The 22047-nt window shown below is 57.4% G+C and carries 25 protein-coding genes and 1 other RNA gene; 4 read left to right on the plus strand and 22 right to left on the minus strand.

Features of this window, described 5'->3' with window-relative positions:
- Nucleotides 1-125: 125 nt before the first annotated feature.
- From ACPW75_RS24465 to ACPW75_RS24530, 14 genes are all read right to left on the minus strand, one after another.
- Nucleotides 126-572 carry a phage virion morphogenesis protein gene (locus ACPW75_RS24465; protein ID WP_210538340.1) on the minus strand — a complete coding sequence of 149 codons (447 nt, stop codon included), beginning with the start codon at nt 570-572 and terminating at the stop codon, nt 126-128.
- Nucleotides 572-772: a hypothetical protein gene (locus ACPW75_RS24470; RefSeq protein WP_210538339.1), complete on the minus strand. Its 201-nt coding sequence runs from the start codon at nt 770-772 to the stop codon at nt 572-574. The genes ACPW75_RS24465 and ACPW75_RS24470 overlap by 1 nt, the downstream gene beginning before the upstream one ends.
- Nucleotides 769-2244 (minus strand): phage minor head protein, encoded by a 1476-nt coding sequence (locus ACPW75_RS24475; RefSeq protein ID WP_210538338.1) that lies wholly within the window; start codon nt 2242-2244, stop codon nt 769-771. The genes ACPW75_RS24470 and ACPW75_RS24475 overlap by 4 nt, the downstream gene beginning before the upstream one ends.
- Nucleotides 2244-3815 carry a DUF935 domain-containing protein gene (locus ACPW75_RS24480; protein ID WP_210538337.1) on the minus strand — a complete coding sequence of 524 codons (1572 nt, stop codon included), beginning with the start codon at nt 3813-3815 and terminating at the stop codon, nt 2244-2246. Before ACPW75_RS24480 ends, ACPW75_RS24475 begins: the two co-directional genes overlap by 1 nt.
- Entirely contained in the window at nt 3815-5374 is a 1560-nt protein-coding gene (locus ACPW75_RS24485; protein ID WP_210538336.1) for a terminase large subunit domain-containing protein, read from the minus strand. The genes ACPW75_RS24480 and ACPW75_RS24485 overlap by 1 nt, the downstream gene beginning before the upstream one ends.
- Nucleotides 5374-5949: a DUF3486 family protein gene (locus tag ACPW75_RS24490; RefSeq protein WP_130627555.1), complete on the minus strand. Its 576-nt coding sequence runs from the start codon at nt 5947-5949 to the stop codon at nt 5374-5376. The genes ACPW75_RS24485 and ACPW75_RS24490 overlap by 1 nt, the downstream gene beginning before the upstream one ends.
- 2 nt (nt 5950-5951) lie before the next feature.
- The gene (locus ACPW75_RS24495) at nt 5952-6248 is read right to left on the minus strand and encodes a hypothetical protein (RefSeq protein ID WP_010674005.1); all 297 of its coding nucleotides are present in this window, start codon (nt 6246-6248) and stop codon (nt 5952-5954) included.
- On the minus strand, nt 6245-6547 hold the full coding sequence (locus ACPW75_RS24500) for a DUF2730 family protein (protein ID WP_128296927.1): 303 nt from the start codon (nt 6545-6547) through the stop codon (nt 6245-6247). Before ACPW75_RS24500 ends, ACPW75_RS24495 begins: the two co-directional genes overlap by 4 nt.
- A gap of 59 nt (nt 6548-6606) precedes the next feature.
- The gene (locus ACPW75_RS24505) at nt 6607-6834 is read right to left on the minus strand and encodes a TraR/DksA C4-type zinc finger protein (RefSeq protein ID WP_042074576.1); all 228 of its coding nucleotides are present in this window, start codon (nt 6832-6834) and stop codon (nt 6607-6609) included.
- Nucleotides 6835-6855: 21 nt separating this feature from the next.
- Nucleotides 6856-7077 carry a hypothetical protein gene (locus ACPW75_RS24510; RefSeq protein WP_043133770.1) on the minus strand — a complete coding sequence of 74 codons (222 nt, stop codon included), beginning with the start codon at nt 7075-7077 and terminating at the stop codon, nt 6856-6858.
- Nucleotides 7070-7372, minus strand: coding sequence for a hypothetical protein (locus ACPW75_RS24515; RefSeq protein WP_069652688.1), 303 nt, complete (start codon nt 7370-7372; stop codon nt 7070-7072). The genes ACPW75_RS24510 and ACPW75_RS24515 overlap by 8 nt, the downstream gene beginning before the upstream one ends.
- Entirely contained in the window at nt 7369-7956 is a 588-nt protein-coding gene (locus tag ACPW75_RS24520; RefSeq protein ID WP_130627554.1) for a glycoside hydrolase family 108 protein, read from the minus strand. The genes ACPW75_RS24515 and ACPW75_RS24520 overlap by 4 nt, the downstream gene beginning before the upstream one ends.
- Before the next feature lie 101 nt (nt 7957-8057).
- A complete protein-coding gene (locus ACPW75_RS24525; RefSeq protein ID WP_130627553.1) occupies nt 8058-8708 on the minus strand; it encodes a Qnr family pentapeptide repeat protein in 651 nt (216 codons plus the stop codon).
- A 136-nt stretch (nt 8709-8844) separates the two neighbouring features.
- Nucleotides 8845-9276, minus strand: a complete 432-nt coding sequence (locus ACPW75_RS24530; RefSeq protein WP_130627552.1) for a Mor transcription activator family protein — start codon at nt 9274-9276, stop codon at nt 8845-8847.
- Nucleotides 9277-9466: 190 nt separating this feature from the next.
- Between ACPW75_RS24530 and ACPW75_RS24535 the strand changes: the two genes are divergently transcribed.
- A complete protein-coding gene (locus ACPW75_RS24535) occupies nt 9467-10669 on the plus strand; it encodes an ISL3-like element ISAeme19 family transposase (RefSeq protein ID WP_084865641.1) in 1203 nt (400 codons plus the stop codon).
- On the opposite strand, the gene ACPW75_RS24540 is transcribed toward ACPW75_RS24535, so the two are convergent.
- Nucleotides 10616-10918: a hypothetical protein gene (locus ACPW75_RS24540; protein WP_210538746.1), complete on the minus strand. Its 303-nt coding sequence runs from the start codon at nt 10916-10918 to the stop codon at nt 10616-10618. The genes ACPW75_RS24535 and ACPW75_RS24540 overlap by 54 nt on opposite strands.
- Before the next feature lie 43 nt (nt 10919-10961).
- On the opposite strand from ACPW75_RS24540, the gene ACPW75_RS24545 reads away from it, so the two are divergent.
- The 3 genes from ACPW75_RS24545 to ACPW75_RS24555 all read left to right on the plus strand — a co-directional run bounded on the left by ACPW75_RS24545 (nt 10962) and on the right by ACPW75_RS24555 (nt 11987).
- Nucleotides 10962-11030, plus strand: an RNA gene (locus tag ACPW75_RS24545) — hammerhead ribozyme type II.
- A gap of 40 nt (nt 11031-11070) precedes the next feature.
- Nucleotides 11071-11301, plus strand: coding sequence for a hypothetical protein (locus ACPW75_RS24550; RefSeq protein ID WP_042074588.1), 231 nt, complete (start codon nt 11071-11073; stop codon nt 11299-11301).
- Nucleotides 11302-11450: 149 nt separating this feature from the next.
- Nucleotides 11451-11987 (plus strand): gp16 family protein, encoded by a 537-nt coding sequence (locus ACPW75_RS24555; RefSeq protein WP_210538745.1) that lies wholly within the window; start codon nt 11451-11453, stop codon nt 11985-11987.
- Here the strand turns inward: ACPW75_RS24555 and ACPW75_RS24560 are convergent.
- From ACPW75_RS24560 to ACPW75_RS24590, 7 genes are all read right to left on the minus strand, one after another.
- Nucleotides 11956-13158 (minus strand): ISL3-like element ISAeme19 family transposase, encoded by a 1203-nt coding sequence (locus ACPW75_RS24560; RefSeq protein WP_084865641.1) that lies wholly within the window; start codon nt 13156-13158, stop codon nt 11956-11958. The genes ACPW75_RS24555 and ACPW75_RS24560 overlap by 32 nt on opposite strands.
- Nucleotides 13159-13591: 433 nt before the next feature.
- Nucleotides 13592-14959: a toprim domain-containing protein gene (locus ACPW75_RS24565; protein ID WP_210538831.1), complete on the minus strand. Its 1368-nt coding sequence runs from the start codon at nt 14957-14959 to the stop codon at nt 13592-13594.
- Between the two features lie 143 nt (nt 14960-15102).
- Nucleotides 15103-17034: a VWA domain-containing protein gene (locus tag ACPW75_RS24570; protein WP_279956337.1), complete on the minus strand. Its 1932-nt coding sequence runs from the start codon at nt 17032-17034 to the stop codon at nt 15103-15105.
- Between the two features lie 69 nt (nt 17035-17103).
- Nucleotides 17104-18072, minus strand: a complete 969-nt coding sequence (locus ACPW75_RS24575; RefSeq protein ID WP_210538840.1) for a DUF3150 domain-containing protein — start codon at nt 18070-18072, stop codon at nt 17104-17106.
- A 902-nt stretch (nt 18073-18974) separates the two neighbouring features.
- Nucleotides 18975-19370, minus strand: a complete 396-nt coding sequence (locus ACPW75_RS24580; protein WP_210538844.1) for a hypothetical protein — start codon at nt 19368-19370, stop codon at nt 18975-18977.
- A 5-nt stretch (nt 19371-19375) separates the two neighbouring features.
- A complete protein-coding gene (locus ACPW75_RS24585; RefSeq protein WP_210538847.1) occupies nt 19376-20401 on the minus strand; it encodes an AAA family ATPase in 1026 nt (341 codons plus the stop codon).
- 350 nt (nt 20402-20751) lie between these two features.
- Nucleotides 20752-21756: a lambda-exonuclease family protein gene (locus ACPW75_RS24590; protein WP_210538849.1), complete on the minus strand. Its 1005-nt coding sequence runs from the start codon at nt 21754-21756 to the stop codon at nt 20752-20754.
- Nucleotides 21757-22047 lie beyond the last annotated feature (291 nt).

The following is a 22047-nucleotide window of genomic DNA, read 5'->3' on the forward strand; positions in this document are numbered from 1 at the left end:
TGGGTTACTGCAACAGCAGGGGGTGCCGGTACTGTTTAAGGGTGTTTAAACACCGTTTTGCTGGGCCAAGAGCGGACGGGCCATGCCATCGCACCGGCCCTGCCCCCGTAAACGCACTCAGAGGCTTAGGGCGCGTCCGCCGTCAGATAGCCTTCCAGCGTCTCCAGTACGCTCTGCTGGTCTGTTTCCGACAGCCCCAGATAGGGGCGCTCAGGCAGGTTGATCTCGGGGCGGCCGAACTGGTGAGCGGCGCCGTATTCCAGCGGGGTGCCGAAGTAGAGGGCCTGGGGATCGGCCTGATAGTTGAGGGTGTCGCGCAGATCGTCGTTCAGGCGCAGCACCTCGTCGGCATGGCGCGGCTTGCGGGCGCGGTACTTGTCCGAGAGCGGGGCCCAGGGATCTCCTTCCGGGGTCTCCTGCGCATCCCAGCGATCTCGGTGCGACAGCAGCAGTCCCTCGCCGATATCCGCCAGGGGCTCGCTCAAGTCGCCGGTGCGCTGATAGAGCCTGGCCAGCAGCTCATGGGCATCGGCCACCCCGTGGTGGCTGATGGCGATAAAGCTGCCCGCCATCAGGCGTCATCCTCGAAGGTGGTCATAAAGTGCATGGCCTCTTCATCAGCCGCAGCCATGGCGGCGGCCCAGAGATCCCCCAACAGTTCTGCCTCTTCACCTTCGGCTTGTTCGCACAAGGCATCCAGCGCCTTGGCCTGTGCCAGGGTAAAGGGGCCATCTTCTGCCAGCAGGGCGCTGGCTTGTTCCAACAGGGTCATCCTTTCTCTCCTTTGCGGCTGGCGGTCGTGGCCTGGGCCAGCATGGCCTCCACTCGTTTGGCCAGTTCGGGGAAATGCGTCACCATGGCATCCCTCGCCAAGACCCAGGCGGCAAATGCCTCGGCGGCGGCTTCCATCCTGGTCTTGCCGGCATACTCCGTCAGCAGTCCCACCCCCGTCAGGTCAGGCTCCCCGGCCCAGAAGTGAACCTGGTGACCGAGTTCGTGCAACCAGGTTGAGAGCCGCTGGGCTGATTCCCCCTGCTTGCCGCCGACGTTGGCGGAGATGCTCCAGTGACGGCGCAAGGTCTCGCCACTGGTCCCCCTTGGCAACCAGTGACGGGGCCCGGTGTTGGCATGGGCATCGGTGACCACCTCGGCCGCCGCCGCTTGCACCGCCTGCATGTCCACTGCTTTGAGTGTATCACCCGCCTTCACTTTGATAACCAGATGGCCCCAGCTTTTGGCCGTAAAGCCGTTGGTCGCGCTGGCCCGGCGCGTGTAATAGAGGGAGCGAACCAGGTAAGGGTCTGTGCCCAGGTACTCGGCGATGGCCGGCGCAACCTTGAGCCCTGCCGCCCCCTTGCCCATCTCGGTCTGCTTGATAAACAGGGTCTTGACCGGGTGCGCCTTGAGGAAGGCCGCCAAGGGCTCACGCTGGGGTGCGGGTAGCTGGGCCAGCAGATCGCTGACCCCCTGCGCCGTCACCCCCTTGGCGGTCGAAAAGGCGCTCTCCACCAACCGCTGCGGCAAGCGCTCGGCCAGCGCGGGTTTCGCCGCCTCCCGCTTGGCCACGGCCTCGGTCAGGGCGGCGGGCGTCTTTGGCCGGTAATCGAAACCCGGATCGATGCCACGGGGGATCCGGTGTATCTCCCCGGTCGCCTTGTCCACCCACTCATAATTGCCGTCATCCGGTGCCTGGCCCACCGTCAGCCCCCGCCGTTTGAGATCTGACTCGGAGAGCAGGAACTTCTTGCACTTGCAGCCATAGCCGTTGCTGGGGCTGTGGGTCTCCCACCAGGGATGGTCCACCGGCAGCACCAGGTTGTTCCACTTGAGGTGCAGCTCCCTGGGGTGCTCGGAGTCGCCGTGGCGATAGAGCGCATAGGGGCGCTTGTGCTTGATGCGCTCTATCTGGTCATCACGCCCGGCGTTGTAGCTCTGGCGCAGGTTGGTCTCGAAGATGACGCGAGAGCGCCACGACGCCGGGCCGGTATGCACCCAACCGTGGCGAGCCACGATTTCCTTGAACGCTTTCTGGAATGCACCGAGGGATTGCCCCTCGCTGATCGCCTTGTCCACCGCCCCGCGCAGGTCGGCCAGCAAGTCAGTCTTGGTCGCCCCCGCCACCATAAAGGCGCGGTTATGGGCGTCCCGCCACACATCGGCCCAGCGCTCGCTCGGCATATTCAGCTTCTGGCGAAAGAAGGCGATCGCCTCCTCAAACGGCAGACTGCCGTAACGAACGGGCATCAGTTGCCCTCCTCCATCTCCAGCATGCCGAGCAGTTCGCTGGCGGCAATGGCCTGGGCCAGCAGCGCCCCCAGTTCGTCATGACTGAGGTTGGGCTCCAGCGCCAGCAAGCCATCCCGGATCTCCTCCAGGGTGGTGGCCTGCATCACCAGTGCCTGGACAGCATCGGTCATGCCGGCGAGCAAAGGGGCCACCTCGGCCTGCAGCCGGGCCAGCTGGGCATCGTTGTTATCACCCCGGGCAGGGGACTTTGCCGCCAGCGCCGCCAACCCTTGCGCCTTGAGCGCCGCCTCCCCGGCCCCTGCCTGCTTGTCGACGATGACCAGCACCTCTTCCCCTTCCTTGGGTGCCGGGATCTGCAGCTTGTCCCGCACCCACTGGGCCGGGATCTGCATCCCCATGCCCACCAGGGCCCGCAGCGGATAGGCCAGATCGCGCATGTCCTCGGGCTCGGTCACGTCAAACTCCAGGCGCGGGCAGCGGCGCGGCCCCTGGAAGCTCTTGCCGTTCAGGGCAAACAGCGGATAGACCAGATCCCGGGTCAGGGTCGCGGCGAGCTGGCGAAGGTCTGCATCCCGTACCTCCTGGCGCACCTCGTTGTGGACGTTGCCGAGCGCATGGGTCGAGCTCTTGCCGTCGGCCTGGCTGGTCAAGGTTCCCCCCAGGATGGCCTTGCTCATGGAGCGCTCACACCAGTCCATCATCACCACAAAGGGATCGGCCTGACCGTTGGCCGCATTCTGGAAATCGATCTCCATCCCCCGGGGGATGATGCCGCCAGCGTTATGGCCGATGGAGAGCACCGCCTGCAGCAGGGTCGCCTTCTCCTTCTCGGTCGCCCCTTCCGGGTATTTGCCCAGGCGCACCGGCAGGCCATAGATCTCCAGAAACTCGGCGAGATCCCGCACGCTGTAGTTCTTGAACAGGAAGGGCCAGACCAGGGTGCGGATAAGGCCGGTGCGGGCGAGATACCCCGACTTCGACTTGGCCTTGTGCATGACCCAGCCGAACGGATTGAGGGCTGCCCCCTCCTTGCTACCGTCCCGCAGCCGCAACTGGTTCCAGTCATCCGGGTGGGTCTGGAACCAGGCGGGATCGCGCCAGACGATGCCCTTGGGGAGCTGCAGCCCCTCCACCATCTCCCAGCCGCTGAACTCCTGGGCACTGAACCCCTTGAGCACCGCATCGGTGGCGTCAAAGATGGCGTCATCCAACCAGGTGAAGTCCTCCAGCAGCTCGCGGATCATCTCGCAGTCGCGCTGCTCGGCGGGGGTCGCATTGCGGGGCGGCTCTATGGTCCAGCTCACCCCGAGCAGGGACCGGCGCCGTTTGCCGAGCTCGCTCTGCAGGTGGGCGTCCTTCTCCTCCATGTCTTCGGCCAGCTCGCACTGGGCGATGAGGCTCCCCTCCTCCGCTTCTTTCAGCGCTGCTGCAGCCTTGCCCGGGGTGAGCCCCACCGTGGGATGCTCGCTGTAGTGACGACGCAGTTGGGCCAGCTTGGCGTCGTTCTCGGTCTGCGGCTCCTTCTGCAGGCGCAGCGAGTTGCCATGAATGTCGATGAGTCCGGCCATTACCAACCCCCTCTTTCATATCGGTGATAGTCGTCGTTGCGCTCTGAATCGTGTTTACCAGGTAAGGGGGTGAACTCGATGGCGCCCCCTTCCATCCAACTCGCCCGCACTGCCATGGCCAGCGCCACCGCAAAGTCGCCGTGACGCTGCTGGCCGCCCTGGCCGGTGTTCTTGCCCTTGTCGATCTTGGGTACCCCGTTGATGACCTGGATTTTGCCGAGGTCGTCCTGCACGTCTGCATGGCGCGGGATCACCAGGTTGTCGTCCTCGAACTCGGCCTTGAGCTTGGGCATCCACTCCCGGTACCAGGGGTCATTGAGCATCACGCACTCGATCATGCTGGCGCCCCAGCGCAGCCGAGCAGCTTCTGCCAGATAACCGCCGTTACCGGTGGCATCGAAGGCGGCCGCCGTGAAGCGGTGTAGCCCCTGCAGCAGGTAGAACAGGATTTGGCGCTGGGTCTCATAGGGGGCATTGACCAGCTCCACCACGAAGGGCACGGTCTTGCGCAGGCTGGTCGCGATGGATAGCGGAACAAACACCGAGAGATCCCCCTTGCGGGCGAAGTCCTCCCCCAGTACATGACGGCAATTGCGATCGAGCGCTTCCAGGCAGGGCTTGAGGTTCTCCTCACACCAGATCTCCGCCACCGCCTTGCGGGTCTCCTCGCTTTGCAGCTCGAAGTCCGCAGGGGAAGTGAAGCGCAGGATGGGGATCTCCGGCTGCATGGCCCGCTCGATCAGGGTGCGCTTGATATAGACGCCGCTGCTCTGCTTGGGCACGCAGAAATACTCCTCCAGCGCATCCTCTTCGGTGGCGGTGGCCTTGAGCAGCCCGGCCTTCCAGCTCTCCTCGGCCTCCGGCGTCCAGGGCGTGCCCTTGACCTGGCAGATGCGACGATAGAGCCCTTGGCGGCAGGCGTCGTCCAGGCTGATGGTGTGGATGGAATACTCTTTACGGCCCGCACGGCTGTCGTTGATGAGCTGGTTAAACAGGTTGTCCACGCCGTTGTGGGTGCTGATAAGCCGCACCTTGGCCCCCCACATAGTCAGCGCCATCGCAGCTTTCAGCACCTCGGCGAGCCGGTCGTGGAACGCCGCCTCGTCGATGGTGACATTGCCCTGCATCCCCCGCAGGTTGGAGGGGTTGCTGGAGAGCGCCTGCACCTTGAAGCCCGAGGCGAAATAGACCACGAAGGTGAGGATCGCCTTGTCCTCGTCGTCGGTGAACACCTCCTCCTGGATCTCGCCTGCTGCCTTGTTGTACGCCTTGGCCCACATGGCCACGGCATCGATAAACTCTCGCGCCATCTCCTTGTTGCTGCCTACATAGAAGTGGTGGCAGCCCCCGGCCGTCTTGGTCTTGGAGGCCGTCAGGGCGGCGTCGGCCGCCTCCGCCCAGGTGATCCCGGTGCGGCGGCTCTTCTCGGCGATCTTGAGCGGGCTCTCGTCGGCTATCCAAATCTTCTGGTAGGGCAGCAACACCTCGTCGGGGCTGTATTCAGTACCGAGGGTCTGGGCCAACTGCTGTGCGATAGGGGTCTGTACGATCGTGGTCATCAGACAATCCCCAGGATTTCGCGGCGTATCTCGGCGGCGGCCTCACCGCTCAGGCCCGCCTGGGTGACGATGGCCTCGGTCTTGGCGGCCACTTCCTCGGCAAAGGCCTGGCGGATCTCTTTCTCCCGGCGATGCGATTGCATGGCGGTGGATTCGAGCCGCTGGGCCGCCAACATGGCGTTTTTCAGCATGTCGATATCCACCGCCTCCTCCGGGTTCTGCACCTGGGCCAGCATCGCCTTGAACAGCTGGGAACGGCCGAGCTCCAGGATGAGCTTGGTGGTCTCTCCCATCGGCTTGTCACCGAGCTGGGAGGTGAGCGCCGCCGTGGTCTCCCGTAAGTCGCGCAGGTGCTGGCCCACCTGCTCCACCTGACTGGCGTGGCGGCTGAGCCCTGAGCGGGAGAGCTTGAGATCATCGGGTAACCCTGCGCCCTCGATAAGACCATTGATCTCGTCCAGGATGGCGGCCTGGCTGTTGCCCTTGTCGCGCAGCATCTCGTTGAGGGCGTTGCGGATAGCTTCGGGCAGCAGCCACACCTTGCTGGCGCGGCCCCGGGTCGGTTTCTCGGCCATGGTCAATCCTCCGCCCGAGGCTTCTTGACACCCGGCACGCTGGATCGCCCTTCAGCCACGTCCTGGCCCCGGCCGGTCAGGTGCGCCACCTGCACCTGGGCCAATTTCTCGATGCGCACCAGCCCCTGCTCATCCAGCCAGGCCAGCAGGGTCTTGACCCGATCCCGGGACACCCGGCCGGTACCCAGCTGGTCGAGGCAATCATTGAGGATCGACTCGTTGGCGGCCCCGCCGATATCGAGCAAGGATCGCAAGATCACCAGGCGTTGCTGGGCGTCCAATATCCCTTGAATGCTCATGTTCTCTCCTTGAGTTCATTTTCCAGCAGCAGGTCGGCGAGCCGGCGGGCCTGGCGCAGTTCCGGCGCCAGTGCCCGCAGCTCACCACGCAATTCGCTGATCTCCAGTTGCAGGGTGTGCAGCTCCTTCTCGGTCGGCAGATCCGAGAGTTGCTGCTCGACCCTGGCCACCCTGGCGGCCAGGCCGGTGACATCTTCACGCTTGGCGTAGGTCTTGGAGAGCAAGATGATGACGATCAACCCCACCAGACTGGCCAGGGCGTACAGGGGCCCCCAGTTTTTAACGATAAATTCCCACATCGGTGGCCCCCTTCGTCTGGTTCGGCAATATCGGGCCTAGCAGCGGCCTCCTGTTCCCCTTAACGATGAAATCCCACACGGATTGCCTCCTTGCGCTCGAATAGGGTCTGGCACTCGATGCAGCGCGGCGCATCGGGTTCGGCATGCAGCCGTGCAATCGGGATGGGCTCATCACAATCGCAACAGATGCCATCGCCACGGGGTTTGGGCCTTGCCCGGTGGGCGTCAATAAGGCGCCCGGTCCGCTCGGCGTCGAGCTGCTGGGCGCGGTCTATGGGGTCGCTCAAGGGTGTCTCCTTGCGAACCGATTACTTGATGACGTGGGTCGCCTTGAGGCGGCCCCAGATGGCCAGCAGGCCGCCGATGGCACTGGCCAGATCCACGGCGGTGGAGACCAGGCTGGTTTGGGTACCGACATCGACCGGCACGCCGAACAGGCCGGCGATACCGGCCCCCACGGCGATGACGCCGCCGATGACGGCGCGGCTCCTGAGCGCAGGCTTGGCTTGGGGTAACAGGGAATCAGGCATGATGGGTTTCCTTCTGTTGAGGTGGGGTAAGACGGGCACGGGCCCGCAGGCGATCCAGCTCCCCTACCGACCGCCAGCCCTGCTCGTACAGGGATTGGCGAGTGGCGTGATGGCTGTAGAGCGGGATGGCCTCCAGATCCGCACCGGCCAGGGCGGCCTTGAGATGGGCGCGGCGCCCATCCTTGAAGCAGGCAAGGTAACGGGGATTCTTGAGTTCGGGGATGCCGAAATACCCGGCGGCCTGGATCCCTTGCAACGCTTGGCGGCGCTTGTTGATGAGGCTGGGTTTGCTCATGCCGCCCCCTCACCGAACCGGGTCGAGAGCAGGTAACTCTGCAGGCGCAGCAGGCGGTTGCTCCAGCCGTGGGCATTGGCCCACTGGCTCGGGTCTTTGCGCACGATGCCGAGCATGAAGCCGGCGCGGATCTCAAGCAGCGTGAGCAGCAGGGCCCGACCACCATCTCGACCGGTCTTGGCGGCCAGCACCCGCAAGGTATGGGAGCCCAGCACCCCATCGGCCAAGACGCCGAGCGCCTGCTGCAACTGGCGCACCGAGCGACCAGGGCCGTGATGCACGGCGCCGTCGAACAGGGCAATGGCAATCAGCGGGCAGACGCTATCAACCCGATCGCAACGGGCGGGCAGCCAGTAGTTCGCGCGGTAAAACAACTGGGCGTGGGCAGGGGTCGCATCCCCGACGGCAATGTCCGGCCGACCATCCCGATCGAGGTCGATCATGCCGTCCTTCCTGCCGTCGGCGACATCGGCCATGCCGAACTTGGTATGGCCGCCACGGTCGGCCGGATGGTTGACCTCGCCCCCTTCCACATCGGGACGGAGCAACCAGGCAAGCGCTATGGGATAGGTATCAGGCAACATAAAAGGCCCCTCGATAAACTGCGTTATCGCAGCGTACCGAGGGGCCTTAATGGGGCGGGTTTATGGTGGGTTAGAAAGGTAACTCTGAAATGACAGAGGGATCAGGGGAAGACGATAATACCTAGCTGTTCCAGCAACTCTGGCTGCTGATATTCACTTATTTTTACCCCGTTTAGATTAACTCGTCGCGGATTCAACCCAGACAGATCACTATTTCGCAGATCGCACCCCTGCAGATTAAAGCTGGTCCATTCTATTTGTCCAAACTCTGAATCACTCAGATCAGATCCAGCCAAAGATGCTCTCTGCAAATTCGCTCCATTCCACCGGTTGCCACTGAGCTCGCATTTTTCCAGCAAGCAACCTTCGAAGTTGGCGTAATTAAAGTTGTTACCGGTCAAATAAGCGTCGCAGAAGTAACTTCTAAGGGTAATCTGGTTGACGAAGCTGGCACGGGAGAAATTAATCCCCATTGCCTGACAGTCACGCATTTCCAACCCCAAGCACTGGCTGTGACTCAAGTTCGCTAGGGTCAGATCACAGCGTAGGAAGCTCGCCTCACGCAGATTACATGCTTGCAGCTGACAACTGAGCTCCTGTTCCCGATCATAAAAACTACAGTCAACGAAGCGACACTCACTCAAATTCAACCGGGAAAAATCGCAACCAACGAAGCTGCAGCCACTAAACTGCTCGCCTTCTACCTCTTGCTGCTCGAAGCGCCGCCCCTCGAAACGCAAGCCATTGATCATTCTGATACTCCTCTGACGAAGACCGTCATGTGAATAAATTGTATTAACCTAAACTAAACTTCCTGAACTCAAGCTGTTTGCCTTGAATCACGAATTTGTATGTCCGTCACACCGACAAGATACATTCATTGAACTTTCATTCAAAAAAATCCTTCTGTACACGTTTCTTAGTCAGTTGCCGTTGCTCTGCCACCACCGCATAGGTCTGAGGCACCGATAGGCCATGCTTGCGGGCCAATTGGTCGATATTACGGCCATTGAACTCATCCCAGATCGCTCTGTCCCGCAGCGCGGCCTTGAGATGATCGCCGGTTGGGATGTAGTAGGCACGCCCCCCCATATAGTGAGCTTGCACCAATGCCAGCTTGCGGGCCTGGGCCAAGGCCTTATCCGCCGCCATCCCGCCGCGCCCAAGTTCACAGGCAAGCACATCGACCAGCTCGGCCAGTGCCTTGGGCCATTTGGCAGTCAGCTCGGCCGCCGGGATCTGATCCAACCGGTCCACCAACTGCCCCAAGGATTCATGGTCCTCGGCGAACAGGTCCAGATTCTCTTGGCTGCTATCCATGTTGCACCTCCGCCTGCATCTGCTCAAAGGCTGCCACAACAGCCTGATAGCCCACCACCCGACCGGTCTTTTCATTGATGGGGATAGTTTTAGGTTCTTCGCGGGATCTTGGGGAAGTGGAAGTTGACAGACAGGGTGCTGGTAAACTGGCTGTCTCCAAACACACCACCACCATCACCCTGCTGTCGCCGTGCATCATATTGATATTGCCTCCTTCTGGCCAGGTTATACCGTCATCGCCCAAGCGCTTTCTGCCAACCATCACACCCTGTTTACCCTTGAGCCTCGCGCCGACCTGTTGCCCCGTTGTCGCCGATGCCTGCAACCCACGCCATTGATCCACGACCAACGTATCCGCCGGGTGCGTGAGCGAGACCTATTTGACCGACAAGTCTGGTTACAACTGCCTGTTCGCCGCGTCGACTGTCTGCGCTGTGGTCGCGTCAGTGAACATATCGACTGGCTCCCCTCTGGCTCCCGCCTCACCCGGCGCATGCAGTGCTGGATTGAAGCGCTCGTTCAGTACCTCCCCATCCGCCATGTCAGCCAGCTCACCGGGGTCGGTTGGCACACCATCAAGGAGATCGACAAGCGCCGTTTGCAGACCAGTGTGGGCACCATCGAACTTGGGGAGGTGCGGCGGCTGGTGATGGATGAGTTTGCCCTGCACAAGGGACACCGCTATGCCACCGTGATCATGGATGCCGAGCGAACCCGCGTCCTGTGGGTGGGGCACGGCAACAGCCGGGCCGCTATCCGTCCCTTCTTCGAGCAGCTCGGCGAGCGATGCCAGCAGATTGAGGCGGTGGCGATGGACATGAACACGGCGTTCGACCTGGAGGTGAAGCAACACTGCCCGCAGGCGGAGGTGGTCTACGACCTGTTCCACGTGGTGGCTCGCTATGGCCGAGAGGTGGTGGACCGGGTGCGAGTGGAGCAGGCGAATGCACTGAAAAGCGATAAACCGGCGCGAAAAGTGGTCAAAAGTGCGCGTTGGTTGCTGCTACGTAATCGGGCGAAGCTGAGTGAAAAACAGGATGTGAAGTTGCAGGAGCTGTTGGCGGCGAATCAACCGCTGGCGATGGTGTACGTGCTGAAAGAGGCGTTGAAGGGCATCTGGTATGCGCCGAGCGTGTGGGAAGGATGGCGACGATGGCGGAGCTGGATGCGGCAGGTGAAGGAAAGCGGGCTAGCGCCGCTGCAACGATTTGGTCGAAATTTATCGAAATATATGCGGGGGATCCTGGCGAGTGCAAACTACCCGATGCACACGAGTGTGCTGGAAGGGGTGAACAACAAGATCAAAGTGATAAAGCGTATGGCATATGGATTTAGGGACTCAGAATACTTTTTTCTGAAAATCAAGGCGGCCTTCCCCGGAAAGCCGCGATGAACCAAATTTAAGGTCAGAGTTCATCGTCAAAAACATGACGTATTGCGTAAGCAGCTCATAAAACGCGGATCGCTTTGATGGTTCCAATTCGATCGCTTCTTTGATGGGAAAGGGGGCGGTGGACAACCTTGTGAAGAGCCACTCCTGCGTTTTGATCGAGATGTGCAGCTGCTTGGGGTTATGGCCAACCATCAGTTGGGTGAAGTTGTAGAGAGGTAACAGGACCTCATGAGCGGTCAACGGCTTCATAGACACTCCATTCTCGTTTGGATAAGGAGATTGAGTATTGATCATGCGAAACAGTGGGGGTAGCCCCTCTGTCTGCCCGGCGTGGTGGCCGGGCACTGATGAGCAGCCGACCTGGGCCCAGGTCTTCACCGCCTCGAACAAGGAGCACGGCGATGACCAAAACAGAGATGGATATTCGGCTTACCAAGATATTCAGCGCGGCCGCCATTGCACAGGCGACCCCTGATAAACGGGCTGTGTGCAGACAGCTCAAGCAGTTTGATAGAGAGGCTCGTGCCCAAGGGCTGTTTGCTCTGGCAGGAGAAGCCAGCCAGATGCGCTGGCAACTGGTAGCGGAACTGCAGCAAGCCAGAGCAGCAGAGGTCAGTCATGGCGGCGTCTAATTGGCAGGCTCTGCTGGTCTATGTGATGAAGTTTGGCCCCTTGAACCAGCAAGGTGCCGAGCAGTGGCTCGATAGTCATTGCCCTGAGTGGCGCAATGGAAACGATGTGCCTGCCGGTCAAATCTGGGTGGCAAAAGTGGGGAGAAGTCATGACAGCAAGCAATGAACGCACCCGCTTGATCCGGCTGGTGCAGGTGGGCCGCCGCTCCCTGGGGCTGGATGACGAAACCTATCGTGAGCTGCTGACCCAGCAGAGTGGCAAGTGCTCTGCGGCAGCGCTGTCGATCCAGGAGCTGGACAAGGTGCTGCAAGCCATGAAGGGGGCAGGGTTTAAACCGACTGTTAAACGTGGCGTAAAAGGAGGCAAGCAGAAGCGTTTAAGCCCGGTCAGCGGTACCCAGGTTCGGACGGCTGAAATAGGGGTGATCCGGGCTATCTGGATCACAATGGCCAAACACGGCCTGCTGCGTGATGGCAGTGAGACGGCGCTCAATCACTATGTGGAGCGTCAGACGGTGCGGATCAATAACGGGGTGGGTGTGGCCGAGGTGTCCTGGCTCGATGGTGCGTTGGCTTATTCGGTGCTGGAATCCCTCAAGCACTGGCATAAGCGGGAGATGGTCAAGGCCCTGCAGGCGGCCAATAAAACTAGGTTCATCGCGGCTTTCCGGGGAAGGCCGCCTTGATTTTCAGAAAAAAGTATTCTGAGTCCCTAAATCCATATGCCATACGCTTTATCACTTTGATCTTGTTGTTCACCCCTTCCAGCACACTCGTGTGCATCGGGTAGTTTGCACTCGCCAGGATCCCCCGCATATATTTCGATAAATTTCGACCAAATCGTTGCAGCGGCGCTAGCCCGCTTTCCTTCACCTGCCGCATCCAGCTCCGCCATCGTCGCCATCCTTCCCACACGCTCGGCGCATACCAGATGCCCTTCAACGCCTCTTTCAGCACGTACACCATCGCCAGCGGTTGATTCGCCGCCAACAGCTCCTGCAACTTCACATCCTGTTTTTCACTCAGCTTCGCCCGATTACGTAGCAGCAACCAACGCGCACTTTTGACCACTTTTCGCGCCGGTTTATCGCTTTTCAGTGCATTCGCCTGCTCCACTCGCACCCGGTCCACCACCTCTCGGCCATAGCGAGCCACCACGTGGAACAGGTCGTAGACCACCTCCGCCTGCGGGCAGTGTTGCTTCACCTCCAGGTCGAACGCCGTGTTCATGTCCATCGCCACCGCCTCAATCTGCTGGCATCGCTCGCCGAGCTGCTCGAAGAAGGGACGGATAGCGGCCCGGCTGTTGCCGTGCCCCACCCACAGGACGCGGGTTCGCTCGGCATCCATGATCACGGTGGCATAGCGGTGTCCCTTGTGCAGGGCAAACTCATCCATCACCAGCCGCCGCACCTCCCCAAGTTCGATGGTGCCCACACTGGTCTGCAAACGGCGCTTGTCGATCTCCTTGATGGTGTGCCAACCGACCCCGGTGAGCTGGCTGACATGGCGGATGGGGAGGTACTGAACGAGCGCTTCAATCCAGCACTGCATGCGCCGGGTGAGGCGGGAGCCAGAGGGGAGCCAGTCGATATGTTCACTGACGCGACCACAGCGCAGACAGTCGACGCGGCGAACAGGCAGTTGTAACCAGACTTGTCGGTCAAATAGGTCTCGCTCACGCACCCGGCGGATACGTTGGTCGTGGATCAATGGCGTGGGTTGCAGGCATCGGCGACAACGGGGCAACAGGTCGGCGCGAGGCTCAAGGGTAAACAGGGTGTGATGGTTGGCAGAAAGCGCTTGGGCGATGACGGTATAACCTGGCCAGAAGGAGGCAATATCAATATGATGCACGGCGACAGCAGGGTGATGGTGGTGGTGTGTTTGGAGACAGCCAGTTTACCAGCACCCTGTCTGTCAACTTCCACTTCCCCAAGATCCCGCGAAGAACCATAAAAAAGCCATCACCCCTGAAGGGTGATGGCTTTTTGCTTCTATCATCACGAAGCTAGTTGGGTCTGTGTCTTAAGTATTGCCATTACTCTCGCACTAGGGCGATCGCAGTGTCGTAAGACATCAAGTAAGGTCACATTGATACTTTCAGCTCCCGGGTAGCGGTAATGCTCACCCGCTTCACTCGATAGCCACTGATGCAATGATTCCAAGTTTTCGAATTTAGCTGGCCAATACCCCAGTTCAGGGGATAGGCGGACGTTGGAAACGGATAACCGTACAATGGGATGAATGCCATTGATCAGACTTTTCAGGTCCATAAGCTCTCCCTTGTTCAAACGTGCTGCAGCCAGTCGCTATGTGGGAACACATCTGGTCCGAAATTCACCAGAATATCGTTCCAATCCATGTCACTTTCAGCTCTGATAAGCTTCGGGTTGCATCTCGTAACCTTGATGCCAGCAGATAGCAGATTTTTCTCCAGCTTAGCTGCATTCACTTCTCCGGCCGGGTCAGCATCTTCCCAGATGTAGACGTGTTTTACTCCCATGCAAACAATCCAGTTTCCCATCAGTGTTGCATTTAGCAGTCCCCACCCCTGCATACCTATGGCTGATTCGACACTTAGAAGTGTCTCAAGGCCTTCGGCTACAGCAAGAACCGGAGTCGGTGGGCAAAGTTGCACGGCACCACCCGATATTGGGGCTGTTGACACTGACGGCCTCAATTTCTTCACTTTTGGCACAGGAGCTTTCAGCCCATCGTTAGTGATGAAGGTTTGATGGAGACTGACTGGCTTTCCTGAAGGATCTCGGATCCGGCAAAGGATGCAAGGATGCTTCCCAAGATCAAGTTTAAACGCCACTCCTTTGTGAAAAACCGCCTTATGAGATGCTATTGCCGCCTTGATGTGATCGGGCATTTGCGATATTGCCAAACGAGCCAATTTCGCAGATGGATGAGTCAAGTCGATAGCCTCTTCAATCAGTTCCTTCTGAGTAGATTGGCGCACGCCAGCGGGCTGAGTTGTTTTACGGCCGTCCTTATCGAGCCACCAGTAACGCATCCCGTGCGGCTCTAGCGTGATTATGCACGGGCCATAATTCATGTCGATGTATCGCACACCAGGGTGGAGCCTTACTTCCCCACCAAGGGAAGCCACCTTCGACAATATTTGCCGGTTCCTGAGATACCGAATGGCTGGCTCAGCTTGCGGCTTGGTCAAAGGCCAGGCTTCATCCCAGAGCTGGGCATTTTTATTCGCGACAGCTTGATCCCGCCGAGCATCTTCCTCCGCTCGTTCCTTCTCCCACGCAAGTTGCGTAGGCGATTTCGGAGGGGGGGAAAACACGCCTGACGTAATCCCATCCATGTAACCACTGGCGATCGCCAGCTGCTCGAGGACTTTCGGAAAAGGCCAGTTTGTTTCCTCCATTACAATGGAGAAACCAGACATAACCCCACAAGAGTTGCATACTCCAACGCCGGTTGCTTCTGAGTCGAGCTTGCCCCTGTGGATTAATCCAAAGGCTTCTCCACTACGACCACCGTGTCTTGGGCAACTGGTTTTAGGTGCCTTCTTCCCAGGAATGAAACCTCGGGTGGCATCACCGAATAGGCCTAGGTGTTTGTACGCTTCGACCCATAAACGGTTGTCATTGAGATATGCGGCCAAATCATCCGCAACGATTTCATAGTGCATGTCATTACTCCATGTGGTTGGTGTTCCCCATTTCGCCCGATTACAGGGGGTACGGGCTGGTGCTTGCACATTGCAAACACTCAGCAATGGATGTCCATTGCTCAGTGTTCGAAAGTCCCCCCTCCAACGTGGAGGGGGGGATGTCAGGCAGCCAAGATAGTGCCCTTGGCTAGTTTGAACAGCTCACGTTTAAGGCTGAGGATATCGCCTACAGCAATCCAGTTCCCTGGTTTGAAGTAGTAGTCCATAGCAGCTTTCCCGTTCGCGTACTGGCCGATAAAGATGCCAAAGACATCAATGCCATGTTGTCGAACCATATTGAAGGTATCAACGCAGTCAACGTCTGGTTCACCATCGGTGATCACGATCATACTCTTGCGTTCAGCTTGCTCTGGCATCAGGGCCAAAAATGCGTTGCTTAGACCTTCCCTCATGGGTGTTCCCCCACCGGCACAGATCAGATCGAGACGAGAGCTTGTAGTGGCTGGATCCTCCCTAAAACGCAGTAGGTCCACATTCCAATCCCCGAAGGACTGAATTCCAATTACAGCCCCATCGATCTGTTGAACTGCAAGAGCCAAAGCCAGGCAGGCATTTTTTGCCACCACCTCTTGGCAATTCATTGATCCAGACAAATCCAGCAACACCATGATGGCGCTATCGATGCCAAGGTTTCTGGCTTTGCTGCGGTAAACACGCAAATCACCTTGTTTGAACCGATTGAACCGGGAGGTGACAAAGCGCTTCCCTCGTCGACTCAATCCAGGAGCACAGTTGGTTTCTGTCTCTACGAGCTCCATAAGAGCTTGTGTGATTGGTCTCGATGCAGCGAGGACTTTAGGGAGTGTTACACTCCGGCCAATCTTCGTGTAAACAGCGTCCAAATGTGGCCTTAATGGAGTGTCGAGTTGAAAGCGGGAATCCGCTTCGATCAATGACGCCAGCATTTTTCCTTTGTCACGTCCCTCGACATCGGAGGATCCAGATCCGGCAGCTTCAAGACAGGCTTCTAACTCCTGAATTTGCTTTGACCTAACAACGTCATCAGCATTCGGCCCGCCAGCAGCCCCCGCTTCCGGTTGGCCATCTGCATCAGCGTCAGGTTGACCATCTGCATCAGCATCCGGCTGGCCATCTGCATCAGCGTCAGGTTGACCATCTGCATCAGCATCCGGCTGGCCATCTGCATCAGCGTTAGGTTGACCATCTGCATCAGCGTCAGGTTGACCATCTGCATCAGCGTTAGGTTGACCATCTGCATCAGCATCCGGCTGGCCATCTGCATCAGCATCCGGTTGGCCATCTGCATCAGCATCCGGTTGGCCATCTGCATCAGCATCCGGTTGGCCATCTGCATCAGCATCCGGTTGGCCATCTGCATCAGTGTCAGGTTGAGCTTCAGGTTCATGATCCGGCTGTTGAGTCTTCAGGTCTTCCAAAGCATCTTTGATCGCATCAAGCACCATATCTGCGCTATTCCAGCAATCATTGAAGTCAGAGGTTATCACTCCCATTTCTGAGATGATTTCAAGCCTGGTCAATAAAGCGATCGGGAAGCGTTGGCGTGCCAGATCTCTGGTTTGCTCCCAAACTGGGGTGAGCGGCTTGTAGTTAAGCAACTCGCTGCCAATGTAGTGCGCAATGTAATCCTCCAACACAGCTATAGCTGGAGTGTTCGCCCCTGGAACCAGCCTCATCCCCTTTGAGATAAACAGCTGCTCAATGGCTTCATACTCGCCACGAAGCCCCGGGTACTCTATAAGAGCCATCCGGTCTATCCGGCCGTCATCGAAGTAGTTCAGAAGCAAGCGGTGCACTTTACCTTTCGTTTTCAGTGACGCTTCATATTTTGCAAAGTCAGAGCCATATCGGTGGTGAGCCCCTTCGTGCATGCCAAACCCCATGGCGGCCGCGGCCTGAACGGGATCGCCTGCATCGAAGAAAGGCATTAACACCACACCTTGAGTTGTACCTGCAGTAGAATAATTTCCCCAGGTCGTCCTCAAACCGAAGTCGTTGGCCATCATTGCTAACCGAATTTGAATGGTCAGCATTTTGCTTTGAGTAGACTGCATTGTGTGTCTCCAATAATTAAAACCCCAGGGCAAGCCTGGGGTTGGTTGGGGTTGCCTTGATAAGGCGGATTAGTAAAAACCGGCCACTTGGGTGGGGGGAGTATTGGAGGTGGTCGATATGGCGGCTAACATCCCGGTGAGGAAGTTGTCCTGGGAAGTGGTAACAGAACCCGGTGCATCTGTTGGGTCTTCTTCCTCTTCGATCTCCAGCTTGGCAGTCCTTAGGGACGACAAGTAGCTCGGATCGCTCAACAACGTGAGCAAGCCCATCATTTTACTCAGCTCAGTAGCATCCAGTTGCGCAGCCCGTCTCTTGGGGAGAGAACTTTCGAACGCATCAATGCTGTCAATCGCCGGTTGGATAAAACTATCCAGCACAGCCATCTGTATGAGCTTTTCCTTGATGTTCGTCACATATCTCAGTGACTTGCGAGTGAACTTACTACCGTTGGACATCGAATACTGGAAGTCTCGCAAAGAGTTGCGAGCCATTTCAGAGATCGTATCAACAGCAGCATCGCCAAGCGGGTTGTTAACCACATCTTCATTCACGCGATACGAAAATGAAACCTGCTTCCGGACGTAATCCACGTCATAGAGCGAGGCTCGTATGCGAGAGGCGAAATCGTGGAGAGACACTGTTGCGGCTGCCTGTTGTATCCAGGAGTCGCATTCTGCGTCGTAGTTGAGTAAGAGCTGATCAAGATTTGCGTAGAAGCTGATTCTCATCAACTCCAGGCCGTCAGTGACCTCACTCAATAAATGGCGAGGCACAGCCCAAGCGCCAAGGACTTGGAAACCGACTTTGCTAAGCAGGGCGATACCCTCTTGGCGAGCTCGGCCTTGGAATGCGATCTTTTTCTTATCGAAGACCGATTTTGACCCTAAGCGAACCACATCAGCAGCTAACGCTTCATTTTCAAGTCCTAAATCAAGGGGCTTGTTATTCCGGGTCGCAGACCAGGTGGTGACTTTGAAATCCACCAGCACATAGCGCTGGAAAAATTCGACAAAGTTCATTGCGGTAAAGGATGACATGGGTAATTCCTTATCTCTGGACAAGGAGCTCCCATAGCGGGAAGACTCCCGTCAGGGTGGTGTTGGCCTATTTGGCCGGGTTGGGGTTGCGATCCGCGGATGCGGTGTGCCTTGAATCGCTGAGCACAAAACGCCACAAAAAGTAGCGCTCTCGGAAATGTCCACCAAACACATCCGACAACACTCTGATCTGGATTTTTTGCGCGACAAACACGACTCGACGAGTCACAAAGGCGAGGTTGGAAGCTACGGCCCAGAAAGGAGTCCGATTAGCCGTTCGGACATGGGCATACTATCTCAGGTGGGGACAAAAAAATCAACGCTGCCTAGGGGCAGCGTTGGTTTCACTCTCTTTAATTCTTAGGATTGCCATATCAAGCCAGGCACCCAACGTTGGGTGATTTCCTTGCCGGCAGTACCGGGACCAACATGGCCAAAAGTCCGGGTCGTTCTTTGGCCAGGGTGGCTCGTGAGCCTCTAGCGTCCGATTAACCAAGACCCTGGTTACAGCCTTTATGATCGCCGCAGCACCAGCACCAGAACATGGCAGTTTAGGAAGTCGCGACACGCTGTCTTTCAGTCCTTGCACTGTTCTGTACTCGGCCACTTTCCCTTTGATGCACAACGCATAAAGGGGCCTACAGTTCTTTGCCCAAGGCATATCAGGTAGTTCGTACCCCATTCGCAGTGGCACGATGTTGACTGTATCCCCGATGATGCCAATGAGAAATTCATTGGCCCCACCAGCTTGTTGCTTGCTTAACACATACTCAACCACGAGATCTACTTCTTTGCTGAGCGTGGTACCAAGAATGTCGTGCAAGCATCCTTTCAGTGTACTCATACAAATACCCCAAAGAAAACCCGGCTCTGGGCCGGGTTGGTTGGTTGGTGTTAGAAGGTTAGTAAAAAGCGAACTCAAACAGACCTTTATGTTTGCTGAGTATCTGCTTTACCGCCTCCTGGAGTTGTTGAACTGGCGCATCAGATATGCCGACAGACTGCAGATGCTTAAGTTGTTCGGATAAACACAGATCAGTAAAATTCCGACTCTGGTCATCGATCATGTCAAAAGCGTTGTGCAGAGCGAGCAGCAATAACATTACGACCTGCCCGGCATCTATCCTTTTGGTTACCCCCCGAAAGGGAATGTTGCCAGTCAAGTTGCATCCGTAAAGCCCTCCATCGCCTGGCATTGTTGGTGTGATAAACACCCCCTCCTCAGCTAGTTCCGCCATGATGTTTTGCCACGTAGCAACGACTTGCTCTGGTTCGGTAATTTTGGCTCGAAAGTACATGGTACTTAGTCCTCAACCCAAGACTGGCCAAAAACAGCTTTGCAAAGGTGCATCGCCGCTTCGTAAGTCGCCTCATCACCAACTAAACGATGAGCATAAGCCTCGTGGAAGGTTTTTTTGACCCTGTTACGGACTGATGTTGGGCTGGTACGAACCATCTCTCTCACCCAACGAAGCAGGCTGCGAATGGACAAAGGTTTATCCATCGCGACTCCGTTCGTCATCGTGAAATCGTTTTGTTGAGACTTTTCTACAGCAGTATTGATATCACGCATAACGCGAATCATTTCTGGTAGCAAAGCTTCGATTGCATTGACGTGCGAGGATGGAACTTTTTGTCCAAGATCTTCTTCCCAATCAGTAAGCTTGATTGCGATCTTGTTTTTGCAAATCGTGTTCATGTCTTCGTCACTCAACTCACTGGGCGCGAGTGGGATGAAGCGGTCGATAAGCGCATCACTCAACCCGGTAGTGCCTCTGAAGCCAGATAGCCCAGTGATACCACCGTTGTTGAAGGTGAACACACACCGGAACAGCTTGTGCGGCTCCAACCATTCACCAGTTTCAGCCAGCTCGATTCCATGGGTCATAAGCTCATAGAAAGCGACCAGCTCCGCTGGTTGCATGGCATCAGCTTCGTTGAGCAAGAAGATCCCGCCGTTGAGCAGAGCTTCCCGCAATGGACCAGACACGAACTCACCCGTGGCCGGGTTAACACGCCCGAGCAAATCCAGCTGGAAGCTGGTCTCCTGGGTGCCTTCGACCTGATATAGCGGCCACTGAGTTCGGGCTGCGTACTGGATGACTCCGGTTGTCTTGCCGGCACCATACCCGCCATAGGAAACGATGATGTCTCCATCTGGATCGGCCATAATCCTGCGCACATCATCAAGGAAGGCTGTTGTGAAAACGTGTGGTTTTCTTACCGGCACGCGGGGGTTCATCAAGTGATCATCACCATGGGGACAACGAACTTTGATGTTTGCATCCAGGCCAAATTCGCTGCCAGAAATGAAATTGTGCTGAGTCATAGAATCTCCGAAAACCTGATTGAGCAGGTTGTTTTTGTGTTGGGCTGATTGCCCGGGTTGGTGTTGGTCGCGAGTGACACATTGCGGACCGAGTGCCATAGAGACAGCCAGGGCTGTTTCTGCATGTGCGCTGAGGCCGGCGAAATACCGGTGAACGGACATGCAGAATCAGCCAACGAGGGCTTGAGTGATAGATCACGGGTGAGGACGTCGGCAGAGCGCCGGGATGTTGGTGTTGGCGTCAAGCCATTTGGCTCGCCCCCTGAGATAGACGCCGGGAGCAGGGACAGAATAGCCTTCCGTGGACCAGGTGTAAAGACGGCCACCCCTTACGGGATGGCCTGATTTACTTAACAAAAATCAACAGCAAGCATTTCAGCGGCCCCCTGACCGTTGTACTCGATCTGGCTGACTCTGATGGTCTCAGTTGATTGTCTTCTATATAGATCCGGGTTGGGTAAAGTGATGTTGGGGTTATGCTTTTGAACATCCTCTGTCCATTTCACATAGTCGATAACCCCTTGCCGCGGGGAGGAATGCAATCGTACACCTGCATACTCGGCCTTTACGTGGTTACCCATCATGGAGCGCAATGCTTTTTTCAGCTCGGCTTCCCGGGCCTTGGCCTCATCAATCTTCACCTTGATAGGAGACATGTCACGCCAGACTTGCAGCAGCTCCGCGGCAATTTGGGTCCATGCTTCCTGGTCTTTTTGCGTGCTCGGCTCGAAATAGTCAAGCTCTGTAATCGGCGGGGCTTCATCCCGTTCGTACAGGTCCCACCACCATTTTTGCCGCTCGATCAGCAGTTCTATTAGCTCCTCATCACGTGTGATGCGAAACACTATTAGCTTGCGATCATAGGCGCGATAAAAGGCCAAATAGCCAATCTTAGCTCCTGTCGCCAGTAGCTGGTCTTGTACCTGGGGTAGGTACCGTTGATAGGCCTCCGAGTTCCGGCGTTCTTGCATTACCGACTCGAAGGTTTCCCATGCCGGTACTTTGAGCTCAACTGGAGAGCCATCGGACATTAACCCATCCAACGAAACGCGAATAAAGGAATATGTCTCATGCTGCACACAGGTTGGTATCACCAGGTCAAGTATGCCTTGCGATTCCAGCCAGCGCTCGAACGCCTGTCGGGCCAGCGGCTCTTGCTCATTTCCTCTTCGCACCAAAAAGTTCTTGCTCAAGTCTGTGCCGGGCTTGCGCCCAGTTTTGACCATCCAAAATGCACGCGCACTTTCATGTGCGTATGGCCACTGGATTACAGAAGCAACACTAGATGCTCCTATGCCACCAGCTCGCCACTTATGCCATTCAGGGGTTCCCTGAACTAGGTCGACGTAGATCATGGGTGTGTCCTCTATCAATCAGCCGATGTTGAACGCTAGGGCGGTCAAATTTCGATCTGACATGGATTGCTTATGGGCAGAAGCCCGGGTTGGTGTTGGTCGCGTGTGGCACATTGCGGACCGAGTGCCATAGAGACAGCCTTGGGCTGTTTCTGCATGTACGCTGACGCCGGCGAAATACCGGTGAACGGACATGCAGAATCAGCCAACGAGGGCCAGGGTGATAGATCACGGGTGGGAATGCCGGCGCAGGGCTGGGGGATTGGTGTTGGTGCCAGGCCTCATGGCTTG

The sequence above is a fragment of the Aeromonas sp. FL131 genome (assembly GCF_049860615.1).
GTDB classification, from domain to species: Bacteria; Pseudomonadota; Gammaproteobacteria; order Enterobacterales; family Aeromonadaceae; genus Aeromonas; species Aeromonas hydrophila.

Excerpts from the sequence above, each read along its gene's own strand:
- ACPW75_RS24465 (WP_210538340.1), bottom strand. The coding sequence starts at position 572 with ATGGCGGGCAGCTTTATCGCCATCAGCCACCACGGGGTGGCCGATGCC.
- ACPW75_RS24470 (WP_210538339.1), bottom strand. The coding sequence starts at position 772 with ATGACCCTGTTGGAACAAGCCAGCGCCCTGCTGGCAGAAGATGGCCCC.
- ACPW75_RS24475 (WP_210538338.1), bottom strand. The coding sequence starts at position 2,244 with ATGCCCGTTCGTTACGGCAGTCTGCCGTTTGAGGAGGCGATCGCCTTC.
- ACPW75_RS24480 (WP_210538337.1), bottom strand. The coding sequence starts at position 3,815 with ATGGCCGGACTCATCGACATTCATGGCAACTCGCTGCGCCTGCAGAAG.
- ACPW75_RS24485 (WP_210538336.1), bottom strand. The coding sequence starts at position 5,374 with ATGACCACGATCGTACAGACCCCTATCGCACAGCAGTTGGCCCAGACC.
- ACPW75_RS24490 (WP_130627555.1), bottom strand. The coding sequence starts at position 5,949 with ATGGCCGAGAAACCGACCCGGGGCCGCGCCAGCAAGGTGTGGCTGCTG.
- ACPW75_RS24495 (WP_010674005.1), bottom strand. The coding sequence starts at position 6,248 with ATGAGCATTCAAGGGATATTGGACGCCCAGCAACGCCTGGTGATCTTG.
- ACPW75_RS24500 (WP_128296927.1), bottom strand. The coding sequence starts at position 6,547 with ATGTGGGAATTTATCGTTAAAAACTGGGGGCCCCTGTACGCCCTGGCC.
- ACPW75_RS24510 (WP_043133770.1), bottom strand. The coding sequence starts at position 7,077 with ATGCCTGATTCCCTGTTACCCCAAGCCAAGCCTGCGCTCAGGAGCCGC.
- ACPW75_RS24515 (WP_069652688.1), bottom strand. The coding sequence starts at position 7,372 with ATGAGCAAACCCAGCCTCATCAACAAGCGCCGCCAAGCGTTGCAAGGG.
- ACPW75_RS24520 (WP_130627554.1), bottom strand. The coding sequence starts at position 7,956 with ATGTTGCCTGATACCTATCCCATAGCGCTTGCCTGGTTGCTCCGTCCC.
- ACPW75_RS24525 (WP_130627553.1), bottom strand. The coding sequence starts at position 8,708 with ATGATCAATGGCTTGCGTTTCGAGGGGCGGCGCTTCGAGCAGCAAGAG.
- ACPW75_RS24530 (WP_130627552.1), bottom strand. The coding sequence starts at position 9,276 with ATGGATAGCAGCCAAGAGAATCTGGACCTGTTCGCCGAGGACCATGAA.
- ACPW75_RS24540 (WP_210538746.1), bottom strand. The coding sequence starts at position 10,918 with ATGAAGCCGTTGACCGCTCATGAGGTCCTGTTACCTCTCTACAACTTC.
- ACPW75_RS24550 (WP_042074588.1), top strand. The coding sequence starts at position 11,071 with ATGACCAAAACAGAGATGGATATTCGGCTTACCAAGATATTCAGCGCG.
- ACPW75_RS24555 (WP_210538745.1), top strand. The coding sequence starts at position 11,451 with ATGACAGCAAGCAATGAACGCACCCGCTTGATCCGGCTGGTGCAGGTG.
- ACPW75_RS24565 (WP_210538831.1), bottom strand. The coding sequence starts at position 14,959 with ATGCACTATGAAATCGTTGCGGATGATTTGGCCGCATATCTCAATGAC.
- ACPW75_RS24570 (WP_279956337.1), bottom strand. The coding sequence starts at position 17,034 with ATGCAGTCTACTCAAAGCAAAATGCTGACCATTCAAATTCGGTTAGCA.
- ACPW75_RS24575 (WP_210538840.1), bottom strand. The coding sequence starts at position 18,072 with ATGTCATCCTTTACCGCAATGAACTTTGTCGAATTTTTCCAGCGCTAT.
- ACPW75_RS24580 (WP_210538844.1), bottom strand. The coding sequence starts at position 19,370 with ATGTACTTTCGAGCCAAAATTACCGAACCAGAGCAAGTCGTTGCTACG.
- ACPW75_RS24585 (WP_210538847.1), bottom strand. The coding sequence starts at position 20,401 with ATGACTCAGCACAATTTCATTTCTGGCAGCGAATTTGGCCTGGATGCA.
- ACPW75_RS24590 (WP_210538849.1), bottom strand. The coding sequence starts at position 21,756 with ATGATCTACGTCGACCTAGTTCAGGGAACCCCTGAATGGCATAAGTGG.